This is a genomic window from Ruegeria sp. ANG-R (assembly GCF_000813985.1).
GTDB lineage: Bacteria > Pseudomonadota > Alphaproteobacteria > Rhodobacterales > Rhodobacteraceae > Ruegeria.
Genome location: NZ_JWLJ01000007.1, coordinates 1 through 19,061, shown reverse-complemented (window position 1 = coordinate 19,061; position 19,061 = coordinate 1). Strand labels below are relative to the sequence as shown.

General features: G+C 50.9%; 14 protein-coding genes. 12 read left to right on the top strand and 2 right to left on the bottom strand.

Features of this window, described 5'->3' with window-relative positions; all coding sequences use genetic code 11:
* Positions 1-128: 128 nt before the first annotated feature.
* The 8 genes from RA27_RS16290 (at position 129) to RA27_RS16250 (ending at position 9,362) form a co-directional block, all read left to right on the top strand.
* Entirely contained in the window at positions 129-545 is a 417-nt protein-coding gene (locus tag RA27_RS16290) for a hypothetical protein (RefSeq protein ID WP_039541424.1), read from the top strand.
* 384 nt (positions 546-929) lie between these two features.
* Complete coding sequence (locus tag RA27_RS16280) at positions 930-1,913, top strand: autotransporter outer membrane beta-barrel domain-containing protein (RefSeq protein ID WP_039541417.1); 984 nt, start codon at positions 930-932, stop codon at positions 1,911-1,913.
* 553 nt (positions 1,914-2,466) lie between these two features.
* Positions 2,467-2,730 carry a hypothetical protein gene (locus RA27_RS16275; protein WP_039541415.1) on the top strand — a complete coding sequence of 88 codons (264 nt, stop codon included), beginning with the start codon at positions 2,467-2,469 and terminating at the stop codon, positions 2,728-2,730.
* A 103-nt stretch (positions 2,731-2,833) separates the two neighbouring features.
* Positions 2,834-3,271, top strand: a complete 438-nt coding sequence (locus RA27_RS16270) for a hypothetical protein (protein WP_152610719.1) — start codon at positions 2,834-2,836, stop codon at positions 3,269-3,271.
* Positions 3,268-3,618: an IS66 family insertion sequence element accessory protein TnpB gene (tnpB, locus tag RA27_RS16265; protein WP_039541408.1), complete on the top strand. Its 351-nt coding sequence runs from the start codon at positions 3,268-3,270 to the stop codon at positions 3,616-3,618. Before RA27_RS16270 ends, tnpB begins: the two co-directional genes overlap by 4 nt.
* A 337-nt stretch (positions 3,619-3,955) precedes the next feature.
* Positions 3,956-6,412 (top strand): DUF4062 domain-containing protein, encoded by a 2,457-nt coding sequence (locus RA27_RS16260; RefSeq protein WP_039541405.1) that lies wholly within the window; start codon positions 3,956-3,958, stop codon positions 6,410-6,412.
* Positions 6,413-6,515: 103 nt separating this feature from the next.
* Entirely contained in the window at positions 6,516-7,679 is a 1,164-nt protein-coding gene (locus RA27_RS16255; RefSeq protein WP_152610718.1) for a hypothetical protein, read from the top strand.
* A gap of 567 nt (positions 7,680-8,246) precedes the next feature.
* Positions 8,247-9,362, top strand: a complete 1,116-nt coding sequence (locus RA27_RS16250) for an RNA ligase (protein WP_039541398.1) — start codon at positions 8,247-8,249, stop codon at positions 9,360-9,362.
* Between the two features lie 123 nt (positions 9,363-9,485).
* On the opposite strand, the gene RA27_RS16245 is transcribed toward RA27_RS16250, so the two are convergent.
* On the bottom strand, positions 9,486-10,253 hold the full coding sequence (locus tag RA27_RS16245) for a site-specific integrase (protein ID WP_193746534.1): 768 nt from the start codon (positions 10,251-10,253) through the stop codon (positions 9,486-9,488).
* Positions 10,254-10,558: 305 nt separating this feature from the next.
* On the opposite strand from RA27_RS16245, the gene RA27_RS16240 reads away from it, so the two are divergent.
* The 4 genes from RA27_RS16240 to RA27_RS16225 all read left to right on the top strand — a co-directional run bounded on the left by RA27_RS16240 (position 10,559) and on the right by RA27_RS16225 (position 16,242).
* On the top strand, positions 10,559-10,792 hold the full coding sequence (locus RA27_RS16240; protein ID WP_039541392.1) for a helix-turn-helix domain-containing protein: 234 nt from the start codon (positions 10,559-10,561) through the stop codon (positions 10,790-10,792).
* Between the two features lie 199 nt (positions 10,793-10,991).
* Complete coding sequence (locus RA27_RS16235; protein WP_052265328.1) at positions 10,992-12,653, top strand: IS66 family transposase; 1,662 nt, start codon at positions 10,992-10,994, stop codon at positions 12,651-12,653.
* A 261-nt stretch (positions 12,654-12,914) separates the two neighbouring features.
* Entirely contained in the window at positions 12,915-14,204 is a 1,290-nt protein-coding gene (locus RA27_RS16230) for an SIR2 family protein (RefSeq protein WP_241484092.1), read from the top strand.
* A complete protein-coding gene (locus RA27_RS16225; RefSeq protein ID WP_039541387.1) occupies positions 14,191-16,242 on the top strand; it encodes a DUF87 domain-containing protein in 2,052 nt (683 codons plus the stop codon). Before RA27_RS16230 ends, RA27_RS16225 begins: the two co-directional genes overlap by 14 nt.
* Before the next feature lie 1,165 nt (positions 16,243-17,407).
* On the opposite strand, the gene RA27_RS16220 is transcribed toward RA27_RS16225, so the two are convergent.
* The gene (locus RA27_RS16220; RefSeq protein WP_039541384.1) at positions 17,408-18,442 is read right to left on the bottom strand and encodes an AraC family transcriptional regulator; all 1,035 of its coding nucleotides are present in this window, start codon (positions 18,440-18,442) and stop codon (positions 17,408-17,410) included.
* Between the last annotated feature and the right edge of the window lie 619 nt (positions 18,443-19,061).

Genomic DNA, 19,061 nt, shown 5'->3' with positions numbered 1-19,061 from the left:
GAACCACCGTAACCTTGATGTCTTTCCACAAAACCTTGACGTGACAGCGCAATAATTCTGGGCCGCAGATTGCCAGATTGGTCTCACACACAGCGTATCAATCACGCTCAACCGAAAGGGGCCAAGAAATGAAAAAGACACTGATTACATCCGTCACCGCGCTCGCCATTGTTCTGAGCGCTGGCATGTCCATGGCCGGACCGTCGCGTGCTCATGGAAACCATGGGCGCGCACACGATGTCCGCTCATCAATTTCACAGACACTCAACCAGTCTGGTAAGATCATCAATACCGAACAAACTAACAACCTGACCGACCGCAGCTTGGATTTTTCGCCAAAGCACTCTCTGGGTCAAAGTAATCTATCTTCTGCACAGCCCTATCCCGTATTCAATCCGAAGTGGAGCGCGCGTCTCCCAGACGTTGATGTTATCTGGGTTGATGATGGTAGTGGCGCGCATACTGTTATCTTTGGTGACACGACGGGAGCCAACCTGACCGATAGCCCCTGGATCTACAAAGACCTGCTCTTGGACAATCGATAAGACTGCACTAGTCACGTCAGGCAGGCCTAAATTAAGTCACCGTCTAACGCCGGACCCCAATTGTTAAAGCCGGGGCCCGGCGATTTCTACAGTCAGTTGGAAGCTGATCAGCAACGTTACCACGACGTACTAATAGTCGATCTCAAATCAATGATGAGTTGCGTCGGCTGGTTGGCTTCCATCTGTTCATTCTGGGCTGTGACCTTCGCGAAGCCAAAGTTCTCGTGGAAGTATTCGCCTCCCCGCAACAGGCGCCACGAACCGGCGTCAACCTGATGCCTTTTCTCAAAACCTTGACCTGCCAGCGCAATCAAATTGAACCGAAGACTGCCAGATTGATTGCACACAGCGCAACAAACACGCTTGGCTGAAAGGTTCGACAAGATGAAAAAGGTGATGATTGCATCCGCTACAGCGTTCGTCCTTGTCGCAAGTGCTGGAATGTCTATCGCCGGTCCGTCGCGTGACAGCCTCAGCGGGTTTGTTCAGACTGTCCGCAAAGCTGCGGAAAGCAATGGCTCCAATACCTTCACCGCCAACCATACGTTAACTGAGTTGACGGAAACTGGCGGACCAACCTTTTGGGTTGAGGCCGATGGCGAACGCGACAGCTATGATGTCGGTGAAGGTGAGATGACGACGAACAGCGGCAATCTGCGATATGGCGCGAATATGCTTTTGGGTGAGGTCGCGGGGGGACAGGTGTTTGGCGGCCTGGAATTTGGTATCGGCAGGCTGTCATCGAACGTCGGCACCAGTCGGGCCAGCGCCAATATCTCGGCCGACGCTTACGATGCTACACTTAGCGCGCTTTGGGTAGCGGACAGTCTGTTCTATGTCGACGGACAGCTTCGCTATGGGTATTTCGACAGCGAGATACGTCCCAACGGCGGGGCCGCCGTGGATGCCGACGGCAGCGGATATGAGATATCTGTTGAAGTTGGCAGGTCCTTCGCGCTGCCGGACGAATGGACACTCATTCCGCAAGCGCAGGTCATGTACAGCGACATCAAAATGGACGATGTCCCTGATCGGGTCGATGGTGGTCGTATCGGATCTCTGGTGGATGGTGACACGTTGACGGCCCGGATCGGGCTGCGCGCCGAACATGCCTTTGCAAACAATTCGATGCTGTATGGTCAAATCGATTTCTACCATACGTTCGACAACGCGACCTCGGTGGTGTTTGGGCAAAATACAGCGTTCACCGAACGAGGTCAGAACACAGCGGCCCTGACCTTAGGCGGCAATGTCGCTCTGTCGGATCACGCGCAGTTCTATACCGAGATCACCAGCGAAACCGGATTGGGAAACAGCTCGGGTGATTACAGCTTCGGCTGGAACATCGGCTTCGAGGTCCAGTTCTAAAGTCTATTGCGTTTGATCTGTATCCAAGGGGGGCAGGCGTCAGCTTGGTGTCTTTTCTCAAAACCTTGACGATTCAGCGCAATAAATCAGAGCTGCAGATTGCCAGATTGGTTTCACACACAGCGTTACAAAAACGTACAACCGAAAGGGATTAGACAATGAAAAAGATACTGATTACATCTGTCACAGCATTCACCCTTATTCTGAGCGCCGGAACATCCATGGCCCGCCCGGCGATAGGCCACGGAGCATTCGCTGACGAATTGTCTTATCCTAACCTGAGTAAGCATGTTGAGTTACATAACAACGTCGGGAACAGGTTGCCCGCGACCGGGATGGGCAGCACAAGCTGGAGCACAGCTAAGGAAACCCCTGAGGCGGTTATCAACAGGGAGTTTGAACCGGGTTTGAGCTTGGGAAACTCAATATGCTCCGAGATTCCTCCTCATGACCATCACAGCAAGTACTCGCCCTGCTATTGATTCACGGGACGCTTTTCCATCGCCTTAAAAACCGGCAGCGTCGAATGTGCACTATTGAAAGGAGCCAACAAATGAAAAAGTTTATGATCCCATTCGCGGCCGCTCTCGCGATTTCCGCAAGTGCTGGAATGTCCATGGCTGGCCCATTGCGTGACCACGGCCAGCGCAACAATGCGCATGATGTTCGCTCAGCGGTTTCACAAACCCGCACCCACGCTGATACAAAGCCCAAATATCACCAAACCATCAAAAAACCTGCCCGCAGCTACAGTTCGACGTCAGACAACTCGATTGATGAAGATTGCGTTGATGCCTGCACTGATGCTTTGTCGTAAGCGCTCTGAGACTGTTCCGTAAGCGTTGCATCCGACCCCCGACATAACACCTGATCAACCGACACCTAGAAGCTTATGATGCATTCAAAAGGATACAGGCATCATGAATTCTCGTATGTTAGGTGAGCTCGCAAGTGATCAGAAAATTGCAAAAGTCTTCCATGCCTATGGGTATTCTATCCCCGTGGGGAAGGATGGTCGTCGACTGTGGCCTAGGAAATTCAAAAATGAAATGGGTCAGCGCATGAGGTCCGGACGTCTATCAGCTCGCGATGTCGCAAAGACATGTGGTATCTCAAATGGAACTGCCTCCGAATGGAAGAAAGACGCCGATCGGAAAGCGTCAGGGCCGCACTCCACTCTTAAAACAAAATCTCAACCTGTCTTTGCAGAGATCAAGATTGATGCCATCGAAGAGCCCGCGCCAGATACACCAGCACACATCATCTTCAAACGTGGCGCCTGTGAGGTTCTGCTTCCTTCAAATTATCCACTCGATCAACTCACTGCTCTGATCAAGTCGTTTGAGGGTAACCCATGATCGCTCCAGCAGGGAACTTCAAGTTCTATGTCGCGACTAAGCCGGTCGATTTCAGGAAAGGTATGGACGGTTTGGCATCTATTGTCATGAACGAGTTTGACCTCGACCCATTCAGCGGCGCTATATTCATTTTTCGTTCCAAGCGGTCTGATCGGCTCAAACTCATCGTCTGGGATGGAACTGGTCTAGTGATGACCTATAAGCGAATAGAAGGTAGGGGTTTTGAGTGGCCGCGGATACAAGACGGCGTCATCAGTCTCAACAAATCGCAGTTTGAAGCCCTGTTCGAAGGGCTGGATTGGAAGCGTGTTACACCGCGATACACCCGTCGCCCAGTAGCTGCATAACACCCTTCTGCTTGTTTGTTAGCAGTGGTAAATAACTGTGCTGTTACTACCTTCTGCAACTTCCGCTGTGAGCCCTCTGCAATCGCTCCCGAGCTATATGGATGCTGCAGGAGCCGTCGACGAGCGGCAAGCCTAAGCTGGCGTTCGCCAAGAAGCACTGTGGTTTCCGAGATGTGGACCAGCCTCTGCCTTGGGAAAAGCAAGGTGGCCTTGTTGATCAGTAGTCAGTTTTAAAATGGAACCCGGGCCGCCAATCAAGCATTCGTTAGTGACGGCAATGGCTAGAAACAACCTAAGCAATTGTTTATCCTTCGAGCAAAGAATTTGAGGGACTGTTTTGCAGGAAAATTTACGGCTTATCCGCGTCTTCATCGGATCTCCAGGCGGATTAGACAAAGAGCGTGAAGCGGCACACGCAGTAGTCAAAGAAGTTAACCAACATAACTCTGATCATTGGGGCTCACTTTTTAAGCTCATGGGCTGGGAGGAAGCAATTCCTGGCTATCAGCGTGCTCAAGATAAAATCAACGAAGACCTTGACCGCTGCGACTACTTCATCGGCGTTATGTGGGACAAATGGGGATCACGACCGTCAAATGACCCCAATGGGTATACCTCTGGATTTGAGGAAGAATACTGCCGTTCTACCAAGCGAATAGAAGCAGGGCTGATGAAGGATATGGCCCTTTTCTTCAAGAATGTCGATGTGCCTTCCGGAATGGAACCTGGACCGGAGATAAAAAGGGTCTTGGATTTTCGGCAGAAATGCATCGACGAGAAGAAAGTCTTTTTTCGGGATTTTGGTGACATAGACTCATTTAAAGATGCCGCCCGAGCCAAATTGATGGAAATTGGGTGGAGGGAATTTACTGCTCGAGCTGTTTCTGAACATGATGACGAGGAAGAAGATCGACCTCCACTTGCCGAAAGCGGGAGTGAAAGGTCACCCACTAACGCTTCTGGTCTGCTCGACGAAGGAGCAAAAGACTTTTTGTCCAAAATTCTCGGCAGATCGGCGGATTGGGATGCTACAGAACCCAGCGAAATCGCCCGACTTCGCTTGATCGCTGTTTCAGTTTCCCGCTCGGGAAATGATGACACGCACCTAGGTACACATGATGCAAATCTCGTGTTTAGGTATTACAGGAATGCCGAACTTTCAGATCAGGAGTTTACGGCACTGATAGACTGTGGCGTAGCCGGTTTTGAGCACCAAAACGTCCCGCTCTGGCGTTGGGTGGCAAAGAACGACATGGGGTGGGATTACTTCTACCGGCTTCGGATACTAGCTACCGTTGGGACCGATACAGAACAAGTCGGGGCAATCAAAGTACTGCAGAGTTTAGGTTCTCCGCTGCCCACCCATGACAGTTACTTCAATAAAGCCGGTGTTCTTGCAGACTGGCTCTCGGAGAATACAGATACGCGAGTCTTAGATGCAGTGGTTTCTTTTCTCGGAACCAACGGCGTTGAGGAAGATATCGCCTTGATCGAGGAAATGTGTGGCGAGCTTCCGCCGTACAAAAAGTCAAAAGTAGATATAGCTATTGTCGAGATAATAGCGCGGCGAAGTGTTGAAGACGCACTTAGGCGTATCTGTGAACTCCAAATTTCTGGCGTTGAAGGTGAGCTAGCGTCGAGGCTTTTGGCAAATCCGCAATCAATTACCACCGACACCCTCAGGTCATGTCTATCGGCCAAATCGGATGCAATAAGAATCGGAGCAGCCAAGATCCTACATGAGCGTGGAGGGATTGATGAGGGTAGTGCCAACAGTCTTTTGACAGACGATAATGTTGAGATTCGACTTATCGCTGCGGAAGCACTCTGCAGTTTAGGAAAAGAGTTAAACGACGATGTATTGGAAAAAGCGCTAAAGGTTCAAAGGCCTAGCCGCTATAGTCTACTTGGCGTGTCAAAAGGCGGACCTGACGCTACACAACTGGAGCGATACCGTGCCAATCGACGCGCAGAGCTTTCCCCGTCGGAGTTGTTGGAGCGTGCGGAAAAAGATGCTCTTCAATACAAGTGCCTGGAAACGCTATTTCGCCGACATGGTGGCAGAGCGGTTTCCAAAATTAGAGAAGGCCTCGAAGACAGTTTTGAGGGATACTTTGAGGCGTCGACATTTGGCTTCAGGGAGCGACACGCCTCGGATCAAAAAACGCTGGATCTGTTGGATCAGCTTATTCCCTCTTACAAAAAGAGCCTGTGTAACGCGGCTCTCCAGTCACTATGTCACTTGAGTAGACTTGAAGATCTGAACCTAGTCAGACAATGCATGGATACTTTGGACGTCGAGACAGACGAAAGCATTTTTCGCTTCATCGCTCGTTTCGGAGAATGGCAAGATGTTGAGCGCATTCTGGAACTAGGGCAAAAAAATCTGGACAATAGAAATGCGCTGGCGATCCCGACGATTTACTTTGCACAGGAGAGAGCTGCAGCTTTACTCTCAGTGGGAAAGAACAGAGTCGTTGACTTGTTGAACTTGCAACTGGATGCGCGCATTCGAGTTTGTCTGTTGAAACAGATTCCAAAAACAACTCTTGTGTCTTTTTCAAATGAAGTTTTGCTCCGTGAACTTGCTCACGACAACACAGACTGCAGGGCAATCGTGGCGTTGAGATGTGTTCAAGCTCTTCCTAAATCTCGAGTAAGCGACTTGCTGGAAAGCTATATCGACCATGATAACTATCGGTTCTACAATAGCATTCACTGGCTTGATCTTGGTGCATCTCTGCCGAGGAAGTTATGCAAAGAGGTTGCTTCTAGAGAACTAGCAAAACGCTGACTTCTCTCGTTCTCGAAAACGTTAAAATACTGCCGCACTTCTGGGGAGAGACAGCAAGCGTAAACGGCATCAGGTCTGTCGAGGTTTTTAATAGGAATGCGTTTTGATTGAGATTTTTGACGATGAGAGCGCTAGATCTTGGCTATCAAAACAAGATCGAAAAACTCGTGTTCGGTTTGTTGCACGTATGGCTCTAAGGTCATTTCCTGCAGCAATTGGGGAAGCGCCTTTTGATCAAGAAAACGCTCTTAGGTTGTTGCACCACCTGCTCATTGCTTCCGTAGCTAGCTTCGATTTGGACGTCGCGAGGAGAGCCGCTCGCTTCGCGTTTGGTGGTGTGAGCTACGCAGGTTCGGCCCAACAGATTCACAATGATCAGTTGTTTTTTGCGTCATCGCATCCGAATCAAAAACAAATTTTATACGGAGATGAACAACCACCGCCAGGTTCTCTCAGGAGGGAAGTTGCCGAGAATGTAATTAGCAATGCTCTAGCTTGGGCAGTTGGTTTCAGAGAACCGGACTTTTCGGTGGAATATGGAGGAGGTTTCTGGGAGTTGGCTTGGTTAGCCGGTGCTGAAAATGCAACCGAACTAGCCAAATCAGACGCAACAGCTTTAAGAGAGTGGCCTCCGCTATGGGGCGCTAATGGACGCCCAAGTTGTGCTTTGGCTGACTACTCGAACCTCGATGATTTTTTTGATTCTGACAAAGTCGTATGGGGGTTTTGGCTAAGGTGGTTCAGGGCAATCCACGATGGCAAGCCAATGCCATGGGAACTAAGCGGTATGATTGCTTCGTCGCTATCTGATCAAGATTGGAAATCGGGGGCCGCACACGTGGCTCGAGAGATAGAGAAAATCGAGGCTTTGTTTTCTGTAAGCCAATTATTATCTGAGCTTGAGAAAGACCGGGCCGCAGTGTTCTCTAACAGTCGTCTAGGGATTGGCGGAAACAACCCGCCCGAAGAAATTGAACGGCCTTCTTCCGTACAAGAAAACTATACAATCATTTGGGCGGCGGTCGATGAAATCGCCGAACAAGCCGAGGCTGAAGCGCCGGACAAGTCACTAGTTTTGTCTGCATTGAAGAAGCTTACAGAAGCTTTGCACTCCTGTCTGAATTGGGTGGGGCAGAAGGTTGATTTGGCAATTGATACGACGATCAAGTGGAGCATTCCTGCGACTGGTGGTTACTTTGTTCTCAATCCAAGCAAGTTTCAGACTTTGATTGAGGCAGTTAGAAACTGGAGTGCGACATTGCCATGACCTAAGATGCTGTTGATGTTTTCCTAGCCCCTAAAACTGTGCAATTACACTGGTCGCGAGTATGGGAACTGACATCGCTAGGAAGCGAAGTTCGGACGAAGACATCTTGAAGTTGCTGCGTTGTATCGAAGTTTCAACTTCGCATCGCGCCCCTGATACTCTTTGGTATCCGACGTTCTTCCAACATTTCTAGTCACAGGACTTTGAGAGCACGCCCAATATGCGAAACTTAGAATGGGCTGAACCTAAGTGGCTAAGGAACGGCGCTGACGGCAGCTTGCTGCAGGTCTGAAAAAAGTGCCGCAGATTTGGTAACTGACATAAAACCCACAAATTTCTTGACCAAATCACTCCCGACGCGATAGACGCCCGACTAGGAGAAGCCAAGATGACTTTCGTAAACTCATACATACCACAAGAACTGTGCGCGGATGATCGCGACGCAGTGTTTTGTGGCGGCTTCTTTTCGACAGGTGGATTAAGACCCGAGTGATCTAACTCTACCAATATTGTTCGAACCAGGCCGTCTCTTCCCGAGGCGGCTTTTTCTTTTTCTGGAGCATAGACATGGACCATATCATCGAAACGCTGGAGGACGTCCTCCCGCACATTGTCCCCGACACCGGGATCTTTCATTTCGACCACGATGGATACTCGGTGATCAACTACCTCTACACGCTGGACAACACGTTCGACAGCGCGTTGGCGCGGGAATGCCGAGGGTTGAAATTTGACCCCTACGGCAGGCTGATCGCTCGGCCGTTCCACAAGTTCTTCAATCTGGGTGAAAAGCGCCCGGTGCAGGAAGAGCCGTGGGATGCATCTCATGCGGTTCTGGATAAGCTGGACGGCTCGATGATCCACCCGGCGATTGTCGGGGGTGAGATGGTGTTCATGACCCGGATGGGCATTTCCGCCCAGTCCCGGGCCGCCTGGGCTGTTGCGGGGCCTGAGATCAAAGCACTTTGCGCCGATATGATCGCGACAGGGTTCACGCCGATCTTTGAATTCACCTCGCCCGAGAACCGGGTGGTTCTGGTTTATGACGTTCCGCAGCTGACTTTGCTGGCGATCCGGCATATGCGGTCTGGGGCCTACATGCCGCACGCAGAACTGGAGGCTGTCGCCAGCCGGCACAGTGTTCCGATCGTCGCGCAGTTCGGCAGTGTCGCGAACGTGAACCGGTTCTGGACGGATGCGCGAGCACTGGAGGGTGTCGAGGGCTATGTCATCGCGTTTGAAGACGGCCACAGGTTGAAGATCAAAGCGGATGCCTATGTCCTGCGACATAAGGCACTGGCTGGGCTGGCGCATGAAAAGAACCTGTTGGCTTGGGTTGCAAAAGGCGCGCTGGACGATGTTCTGCCACTACTGGCACCCGAGGCTGCTGCGCAGGTTCAATCCTACCATGACGAGGTCATGAGGGCGGTTGATGTGCAGGCTGGCGAGATTGACGCCTTCGTGTCTGAACACCGGGAGCTGGCTCGGAAAGAGTTCGCGTTGAAGGCCAAGGCAGAGCTTGACCCGCGGTTGCAATCTGTCGCCTTCCGGGCGTTGGACGGGACTCCACCGAGTAAGAGTCTGCTGGACATTCTGGAACGGGCCGCAGGCTCGGAGAACAAAGTTGAGGCAATCCGGCCGCTCTTCGGTATGCAATGGCAGCCGATCAGCACACCAGAGTGAAAATGGCGTAGGCAGAGATCTCTGCCTGCGCCGACCCTTTGGGTTGCAAGGGTCTTTGCTGGTATCGCGTGCGCCAAATAAACCCACACCACGCGATTGGAGATCGACATGCTCCGGTCGAATTCAAGACGATGATTTTCGCGGGGGGCGATTTGGAAACAGGTGCACTGGATACCAATCCTTGTTTCGCGATACTATTGACCCCTCGTAGTCCAGGCCAACTATTCCGGATGGTTGAAATGAAGGATCGCTTGTCCAATCCATCCCGTAAGTCGATGCGATGTTCTTTATTGATTTGGGATCAGTGTAACCCGTTTGATGTTGGATTTCCTGTATAGACATCCCCGATGCCAACATTCTTGCGACTGCGACTTGGCGAATTTTGTGCCAATCAATTTGTGCAGTGCTGCCCATCGGTTTTCGGAGCTCGACCAGAATCTTGTGAGCATCCCTCGTTGTAAGAGGCTCAGTTTTCATCATTCGGTCGTTCTTTCGCATGACAGGAAACACATAATGCTCCGGGTCATAGCCATCTTCGAAAAGCTCCAAATAACGGTATGTCATAGGGCGAAGAGGCTTCGGAATCGGGACGATCGCCTCGAAGGATCGGTCAAAATAGAACCCAAAGTTATGCCCAATTATACGATCTGAAAACCAGAAGCGCGTCGAAGTACCAAACGTATCCACTTGATGGACGAAGTAGGTCATTTGCCAGAGCTGAAGCATCAGCAAGTTACTGATGGTCAAACCGGTTGACCATGCCATCGCGAGTAGAACGCGGTTCCGGCGTCCTCGGATGGAGCTATCCCCCGACTCTTTGATGAGCGCCTGGATATCACGATCATGCACCGACAACAGCGAGCCGCCTGGTGGCTTTTCGATTTCAGGCAATGACTCCACCCATAAATAAATTTTTTTCAACCAGAGATAATGCGTTCCAAATCCGAATGCACTGCTGATATCTGAATCTGAGTGTAAAATCGCGCCAGTGACGCTCAGTTTTGTCTGTTAAAACTCAATAGGTTGCAGAATAGCTCGGAATTTTGAAATTCTGTTGCCGTGTGACCAAATGAGTGCAAGTGTTATATGGATCATGAAAAACCAAGTAAACACAGCTGGTTACCAGAGTTTTTCTTCTTGCTGGGGAATTGTCGTTGCGCTTATGCAGTAGCAAAGTCACGATTAGAGACCCGCAAATGCAGGACCTCAGAGAAAGGCATTTGAAGACGAAGTATGAGCTTCAGCGCGCTGGAAGCTCATTCAACGAGATCGCGCGCGAGCTTGGTTTAAGCCACAGCACGGTGCTGTCAGTGAGCAACTCACGTTCAGTTTCAGCCAAGGTTCAGGCAAGGATCGCGGAAAAAATCGGCGTTCATCCAGCTGAAATCTGGCCCGAACGCTACCCCGAATATAAAGGAGATCCAGAATGAGCGGTTAAACTCATGGGCTCTGAAATAAGCAAGGCCCCGAGGATTTTGCCGATCCTCAAGGGCCTCAAAATCGTTTAGTACCACGATCTCGCTGACTTCATCCCATCCCTACATCAAAAAATCAAGAAAAAACGCGGCCGGCATGTCGGCCGCGACCAAAGCGGCTGTGCTTGCGGCCAACATGGGATGAATAGGAGCAATGAAGGATATTCAATCTGCCTGCGCAGACCTCGCGGGTTACGCAGATTCGTTCGTGGCCAACGTGGCAGTCCGAATATCGAAGGCTGACCACCAGCGCGAGGCTTACTATGACAATGAGATCGTGCTTAAGGATGCGAAGATTTCGACGCTTTCTGCAGAGATTAGGGTCATCAAAGCTGATAACCGTCGCCTTCGAGCGCAGCTCAACAAACTGGCGGATATGCAATTCGGCCAATCGAGTGAAAAAACACCGACCCGAATGGACAAGGGCAACGTTGAAGCAGGTCATGGAAATGCAACACCTGATCCCATGAAGCCCGGCCAGGACGGTTCATCAATTGTATCCGAACCCGAGAGGGCGTCGAAACCACGGGGTTTGAAAGGGAAACAGTCCGTCACTATTCCAGCACATCTTCCCCGAGAAGATCGGGTCATTGAGCCGAAACAGGGAACCGAGTGCACATGTGGTTGCGCCATGCGACCGATGGGTGAACAAGTGATCGAACGCCTCACCTATAAACCTGCTGAGGTTCGAGTCATTCGGGAGCGCTATCCGAAATATGTATGCCGGGTCTGCGATAAATTTGTGCAGGCAAAAGTGCCACCGCGTGCCTTCGACTATACTCGCTTTGACGATCGGTTGATCGCAGGCCTCGCGGTCAGCAAATTTGCAGATTTCATCCCAAACTATCGCCAAGAACAGATATTCAAACGTTCTGGCATCAAGTTCCACCGTTCAACAATGGTGCGGCTGATGGACGAGCTTGGGAACGCGCTCGTACCGGTTCACGCGGCCCTTGCAGCGAACTTGAAAACCAGCACTAAGCTGAACATGGACGAGACGGTATTATCCCAGCTGCTACCTGGAAATGGAAAAACGAAGACCTGCTATGTCTGGGCTTTGTGTCGTGACGACCGGCGCTGGCTGGGGAATGAGCCGCCAGGTGTCGTTTTCAACTTTGAACAATCTCGGCGCGGCGCACATGCTGAAGAGATCTTGAAAGGCTTTTCCGGAACACTGCAGGTGGATGGCTATGCCGGCTACAATCGCTTTATGCGTGACGAACGGGATGAAGGTCCACTGGTGCTCGCTTACTGTTGGGCGCACGTACGCCGGAAGTTCCTGGACGTTTTCAAAGCAACAAGATCAAAAGAGGCGAACAGCGTTATTGAACTGATCAATGAAATCTATGAAGTTGAGCGGTCTTTGAAGGGCAAGACAGCGACCGTTCGATTGGCGGTGCGCAAAAAAGAAGCGCAACCAATAGTTTTCAGGCTATTTGCGTTGCTTCGCAAACTATCTGGTGAGATTTCGATGAAGTCGACGCTGGGTGCGGCCATTACTTACGCAATGAAGCTCCGAGACGGGCTGACCGTTTTTCTCGAAGATGGGCGTGTGGAATTCGACAACAATGCGGTCGAGAACACCATTCGTCCGATTGCATTGCTGCGGAAGAACGCGTTGTTCGCAGGTTCGGAAATCGGCGGTCGCAATTGGGCGCTGATGGCCAGCCTTATCGGTACCTGCAAGTTGAATGGTGTCGAGCCATATGCCTACATGACTTGGTTATTTGATCGGATGGCGGCAGGGCACCCGAGGGCTGAATACGAAAAGTTGCTGCCATGGCATTGTCCAAAGGGTCGCTTCGGCATCGAGTAGTCCTGATTACATTGGATCCTATGCGCCCGCCTGGTTCCACCTGGCGGGCTATAAGCACGTGAGGCGACGAGTTTAAATTGACTTTGTAAGGCATGAAGCCTCGTGTAGACAAAAATGCTAATTTTCAAATCCTTGGGGCTCGCTTTCTAAGTTCGACGCGAGTTATGATCTCTCAATACAACTGATTTTTCGTACTTTTTTACACCCAATCCACACAGTCTTGAGGTGGTAAGGGTCGCAAACTGAATTGGAGCGAGAGACTTGATCAACTTCAGGAAGGGGAGCAAAGATGAGTTCGCCAAACTCCCGCCGGACGCCGAATTCAATGAACGAACAGAAATCATCAGGCACCACTTGGCTGAGGCCTTCGGTTCCAAAAATCTATCGTTTCTAATTGGCTCCGGATGTTCCTCACTCAAGCAGGGTGACGAAGAATTGGGTATCCCGACGATGGGGCCTCTAGCGCAAGAATTTCAAAATGCACTTCAATCGCCGCCAGGCCTCCCTCCTGCGGCCAACTATGTCACTGGCGTTCAGAAGGCTGCGCTTTTCGATAAACTCGGCATTGATATCACCCGGCAAGATTTCCACTGGAATTTGGAACGGTTGATGGAAGTTCTGATGACTGCGCAACAGTTTTGCAGAACGAGTAGCAAGGCTGAATTAAAGGATGCACTCATTACCGTCGAAGAGGTGATTGCAGGGGTCAAGAACTTCATCCTTCAAAAATGTACTGAAGGCAGGTTCGCTCATGGTGACGATAGCGTGGTGTCTCTTTATCGTCGTTTCTACCAGTCGCTCTCAATGCGATCTCGCGGTCTTGCACCGGCTTGGGTGTTCACTACCAATTACGACCTATTCAATGAGCGGGCGATGGACCGATCCGGCATTCCCTATTCAAACGGTTTTGCCGGTACGATCGAACGCCGTTTCAATCCGGCCACCTACCGGCGTGCATTGGCCGAACAGCTCGACATCTCTTCGAAGAGGTGGGCTGCTGTCGATGGGTATGTCCATTTCTGCAAGCTCCACGGATCCTTAAACTGGACAGAAGAGCAATCTGGCCTGTTCCCCATCCGGGAGGCAGCTGAGAAACTCGATCCTGCAAAGGATCGTGTCATGATTTATCCGACCCCCTCGAAACAAACAGCGAGCTTTGGATCACCCTACTCTGATATGTTTCGCGAATTTCAACAACAAATCGTCCAAGATCAGAGTGTTCTCTTCGTTATGGGCTTTAGCTTTGGCGATGAACACATCAACAACATCATTTTTCAGGGGCTTACTCTTCCGGGCTTTAGGTTGATTGCTTTCCTCAACCCCGACGATGCGGATAACCCTGTCACGAAAGAGCTTGCATCTCTCGGTGATCCTCGGATTTGGTTCATCTGGGGCACCGACGAGGAAACCCAAAAGAAGGCTCATTATTTCGATACCATTGTTAAGGACTTGATGCCGTCGAGCGCTGACCAGAAAGAAGATCAGGCCATCGAAAAAGTGTTCAAGAAGCTGCTTTTTAAAAATCAAGGCGGTGAAAATGGCGAAGGATGATGTGAGCCGGGCCATCGGCAAGATTGTTAGCGTTTCCGCTGATCGCCTAGTCGTCGAACTACACAGAGGAAGCGACAATTTCACGGTGGTGGGTTTTGATGACATCCACTACGTCGCAACCCTTGGGTCATACCTAGTGGTACCAACACAATCCGATTACGTCGTTATCGAAGTTATCGGCCTTCGCGAGAAAGATTTTTCTCCTGCCTACGAGGTAGGTACTGAGATGGACAAGGTAACGGCAGCGAAGTTCCTCGACGTCGTACCTGTGGGCTCGGTACCTGTTCAAGGCGGTACGTTCAAGTTCGGTGTTTCGACTTTTCCGCCGCTTTATGCGGATGCTCTTTATGCCCGAGATGAAGACTTAGACCGTATCTTCAACGTGGAGCAACCGCCAGACCAGGCCGAAAAAACCGATGCCGAGGGCGCAAAAATACAAGGGACAGTGCCCCATACGATTGAGATCGGCACATCGGCAGTCTTCAAGGATTACCCCGTTAAAGCTCAGCTTGATGCTTTCTTTGGCGGGCATGTTGCGGTACTTGGAAATACCGGAAGCGGGAAGTCCTGCACCGTGGCGTCAGTAATTCAGGCGGTTTTCGACCGAGTTGAAGAATTTTGGGCTATTGGTGCTTCGTTTGTGCTCTTCGATGTCAACGGCGAGTATCGACAAGCTTTTGAGGATATGCCGTGGCAGATTCAGGCGAGCTATTTCAAGGCCACCGGTTCAGATGCTGAAGCGGAAGGGCTTGACGAAGGCTTCCTCGGCGCCGATTTAGTCGACCGTTTTCGTCTTCCACATTGGTTTATGACCGTTGACGAGTGGGCTCTTTTGCTGCGTGCTAGCGAGAAAACGCAACTTCCAGCGTTGCGTACAGCGCTAGGACTAACAACGCTATTTCAAGAATCCCCTATAGATGATGTTGTGAACGATCCCGGCGAGCAGGGCGAGTTAGTAGAAGTCCAAAATCACGTTCTGGCCAAGATCATCTATTCAATCCTGCACGGTGACTCCAGTTCGCCAAGCAAAGTAGACCGCATCCTGGCAGTACTAGGCACTTTTTCGACTGATGAGATAAACAAGAATACGATATCATCGGGTTTGACAATCGACTTTGGGCAGTTCAAGGATGGCCCCAAGCAAGAAACGTCAAAAAAGTACGATGCGCTTCTAGATCTTCTACAAAAGCATCACAAAGACGAGCCAGTTCTCCCCAGTTACAACAACATACCATTCTCGTTCGAGCGACTTCAGTCCGCGTTGGACCTCGCTCTGTTCTATGAAGAGGCTAATGGAAACAAGCAAATAAGGGAGTATTGCTCCCAACTTGTCACTCGGCTGAAATCCGTTTCTGACAATCCTGATTATGAATTCCTGCGCGCACCTGTTGGAGACTTACAAGATCACGACAAGGAACCGACATCTTTTGTAGATCGGCTTCTCGGTATCACCAGGGATGGCACACGTTATCGCAAAGATCGCCAAATCTGCATCATAGACCTGAATGACGCACCCGATGAAATCGTTGAGCTTGCTTCGGCGGTGGTCGCCAGGTTGATCTTTGATCGTATGCGCCGTGCGGAACCCCGAAACAAGATGCCCGTCCATCTGATCCTTGAAGAGGCTCATCGCTATATTTCGGAGCGTCCGAGCCGTTTTGCCATCGACGCCGGGATTACATTTCAACGGATTGCGAAAGAAGGTCGAAAGTACGGAGCTTTTCTTATAGTCGCCTCTCAAAGACCGAGCGAACTGTCGAAAACAGTGCTTTCACAATGCAACAATTTTATCATTCATCGTATCCAAAACCCTGATGACCTTTCGCAGATTAAACAGATGACTCCGTTCATCTCGGAAACGGTATTGCAGCGCCTCCCGTCACTCCCAAAACAGCACGCGCTGATTTTCGGGAGCGCTGTAAAGATTCCGACCACATTCCGCGTTCGAGACGCTAATCCTACCCCGAACAGCGATGACACGAATGTTCGAGATCTTTGGTACGTCCCCCAGAACCCGAGTTTGTATTGGAAGGGTTAGTTTCTTCATCTTCCTTGCCTGCAAATAGGAAGCAAGCGCATGACAACTAATACAGCGTGGCTCTCGGTCTCAGCAACGGGCACCAAGACATTCTACCTAGGTGCTGATAGTCAAGGTACATCTCTTAAGACCGGCAAAGCAGTGTCGTTGCACGAAAAGAAGGTGTTTGACAGTGCTTGCAGTCCAGAAATTTTCTCCCTCTCAGGCGACCTCACATGGGGCAGCACTTTCCTGCGTCGGCTTCTGGTCGAAATTAAACATGGCTCGGTCAGTTCACCTCTTGGCACTCAAATGCGCGCGGAAGAGTTTTGCAGGTTGTCTTGTGCAAACCCTCCGTTGGTCGCGAGTTGCGAACTCGACGTGTTGTACGGCGTGCGAAGCGGTGCAAACGGCCCTGCGGGTTTTAAGTTGTTTTGGCTGCATCATCCTGGGACTTCGGGTTCCAGTTGGAAAGTAGCCCAAGTTGGTATGAGATCGTTGAGTAGTGAACAGTCAGCGCTTGTCTACAGTTCGGGCCTAGGCGGTCGCGCAAACAAAAAGCGGCAAGAGTGGATTGCCGAAGGTGATCAAGGCAATGTGGCAAGGACATGCTTTTGGTCACTTTGTGATCTGGTCAACGGGAGACCTTCAAACTCCTTCATGACAGGAGGTCACCCTCAGCTCGTAAAACTGGATCAAATGGGTTGTGGCAAAGTCGTCGGTGTGAAGTTCAATGGCGTCCCTACTGTCTACGGACGGCGAACCACGGCCCCCCAGAGTTTTGCGCACTACTGGGTTGATGAAAATTTCACTCAATTGGACCCCAAAACCTTGGAGAAATTCACACGTGGGCAGAGATACGGTCGAAGAGTTCAGGGGAGGTGACGGCTAGGCTGTAGTTGAGGCTGAAGGCCGGGCGTGCGTGCTTTACTAATACCGTATTGGCGCGTAGCGCCAATATAGACACAAAGGGAGCACTCAGAAAGTTATCCATAGGGGGGTCAGTTGCAACGCTTACACTGTTCCAGCGGATGCTTGAAGTTGCGTTCAATCAACAAGCATCCGCGAGCCACCGTAGAACTTTGCGAATAGGTAAAAACCTTTGGATATTTCGAGATCATCCGAGCTGGCGTACGGGAAACGCCAAATTTGCTATGCTGGCGCCTATATTGGTCTTGAGATTACCCTAACCCGCTCGCACACTCCCCGGGGATTGGCCTGTCCAGGTCTTGTAGGCGTTGGTAAATGCGGCCTGATCCGAATAGCCAAGTGCGAAGGCAATCTCAGATAGGCTGAGTTTGGGGTCATCAAGATACTGCTCTGCCAGCCTGTATCGTGTGTCCTTTAACAGCTGTTTGTAGGTCGTGCCTTCTTTGGCAAGTTTGCGTCCAAGTGTACTGACGCTCATCCCAAGCGTGTTTGCAATTTCATCTTGTGCCGGCGCACTAAAGGACAGTCGCGACGTTATCTCGCCCTGCACCAGAGAGCTTGTTTCGCCGATCGCAGGGGGCAAGTCCTTCATCAAGTTTTGCACATGCGTTTCAAGGTGCAATAGCAATGCGGGGTCCGTATCTTTGATCGGAATGTCCATCACGGACTTGTCGAACAGAATGCCTGGGACGCGTTGGCCCTGTTTGACCTTGACCGACAAGGCATCGGAGATCCGAGAGTGCTTTTCTTCGGTCACTTCATGCGGAAACCGTATCTCCAGGACAGGCAGGGGCGCTTCGGCTGCAATTTGAAAACTGGTCAGGAATGCGGAAACTCGGAACTCATTGTGAGCACCATCAGCACGCATCAACTGGGCGATGGAATCTATCTCCAAAAACATGCCGCGCTCATCTTCATAGAACGACAATTTGGCAAAACCCCGAGCCAAGCGCGCATAGGTCACAGCCTTCTCGATTGCTTCGCCAACGGTCGGCGAGTTCAAGACGACATAGCTGAGAAGGGTTGTTTTTCTGGGGTTGAATGTTTTTCCCGCCGAGATCGCAAACAGGGGGTCTCCGGTCTCGTCAATGGCAAGCTCCAAAAGGCGGAGCTCATTGCGAACATCAACAAAATCCGGCGGGGTTTCGTGAAGATCAATGGGTAGATTGGCCGATCTCAGCAGCGCAACAATATCTGAGCCGCGGTTGTCCAAAAGCCTGGCTATGTGGTGCACACCAAAACCTGGAACACTCCAGGATTGGCTATCTGAGTTCACATTGTTCTCGCTCATGCCGATACGCTACCCGAAACTGATGAGGCCGTACAACCGGACAGATTTGTGTTCTGAAGACAATAGACAGAGCGCAAAAGCTCTGGGCGAGTTCCATGTTGTTCTGGTCAAAGAGATTGAGAAAATCAGAGGCGTGCCTTTGGGCAAAATGACCCCTCACCTTGACGCCAAGATGCGACTTCTGCAAAAGGTTCCTGAAGACCATCCTCCGGCACTTCCCGCGAGCGTCCATGCTAACTTTACAAGGGTCACCACGGACAGGGACGTAATTGGAGGCTTGATTCAACGCTTACTGCGCTTGCAATACCTACCCTTTACAGTTGAGACGAAGCTGTTCAATGTGATGGGATTTTGTAGACATTAGCGCGATTAGCGACTGCCTAAGGTTCTCGACTGCAAATCCATGCGTGAGGCGTCGAGCCGGTATCGGTAAATATACCGTCTGGAACGGGAAATCGACAACCGACCTCCGAGGGAAGGGTTATCATCGTGAAAGAGATCTGCGCCCGTTTTCGAGGATTTTCACGCTTGGTAAGAGGGTTTGGTCGGCAAGCTCCAAAAAGGATCAATGTCTGGACGGGTTATTTGAGGGCAGGTCGTTTTTATCATCGTGTGTTAG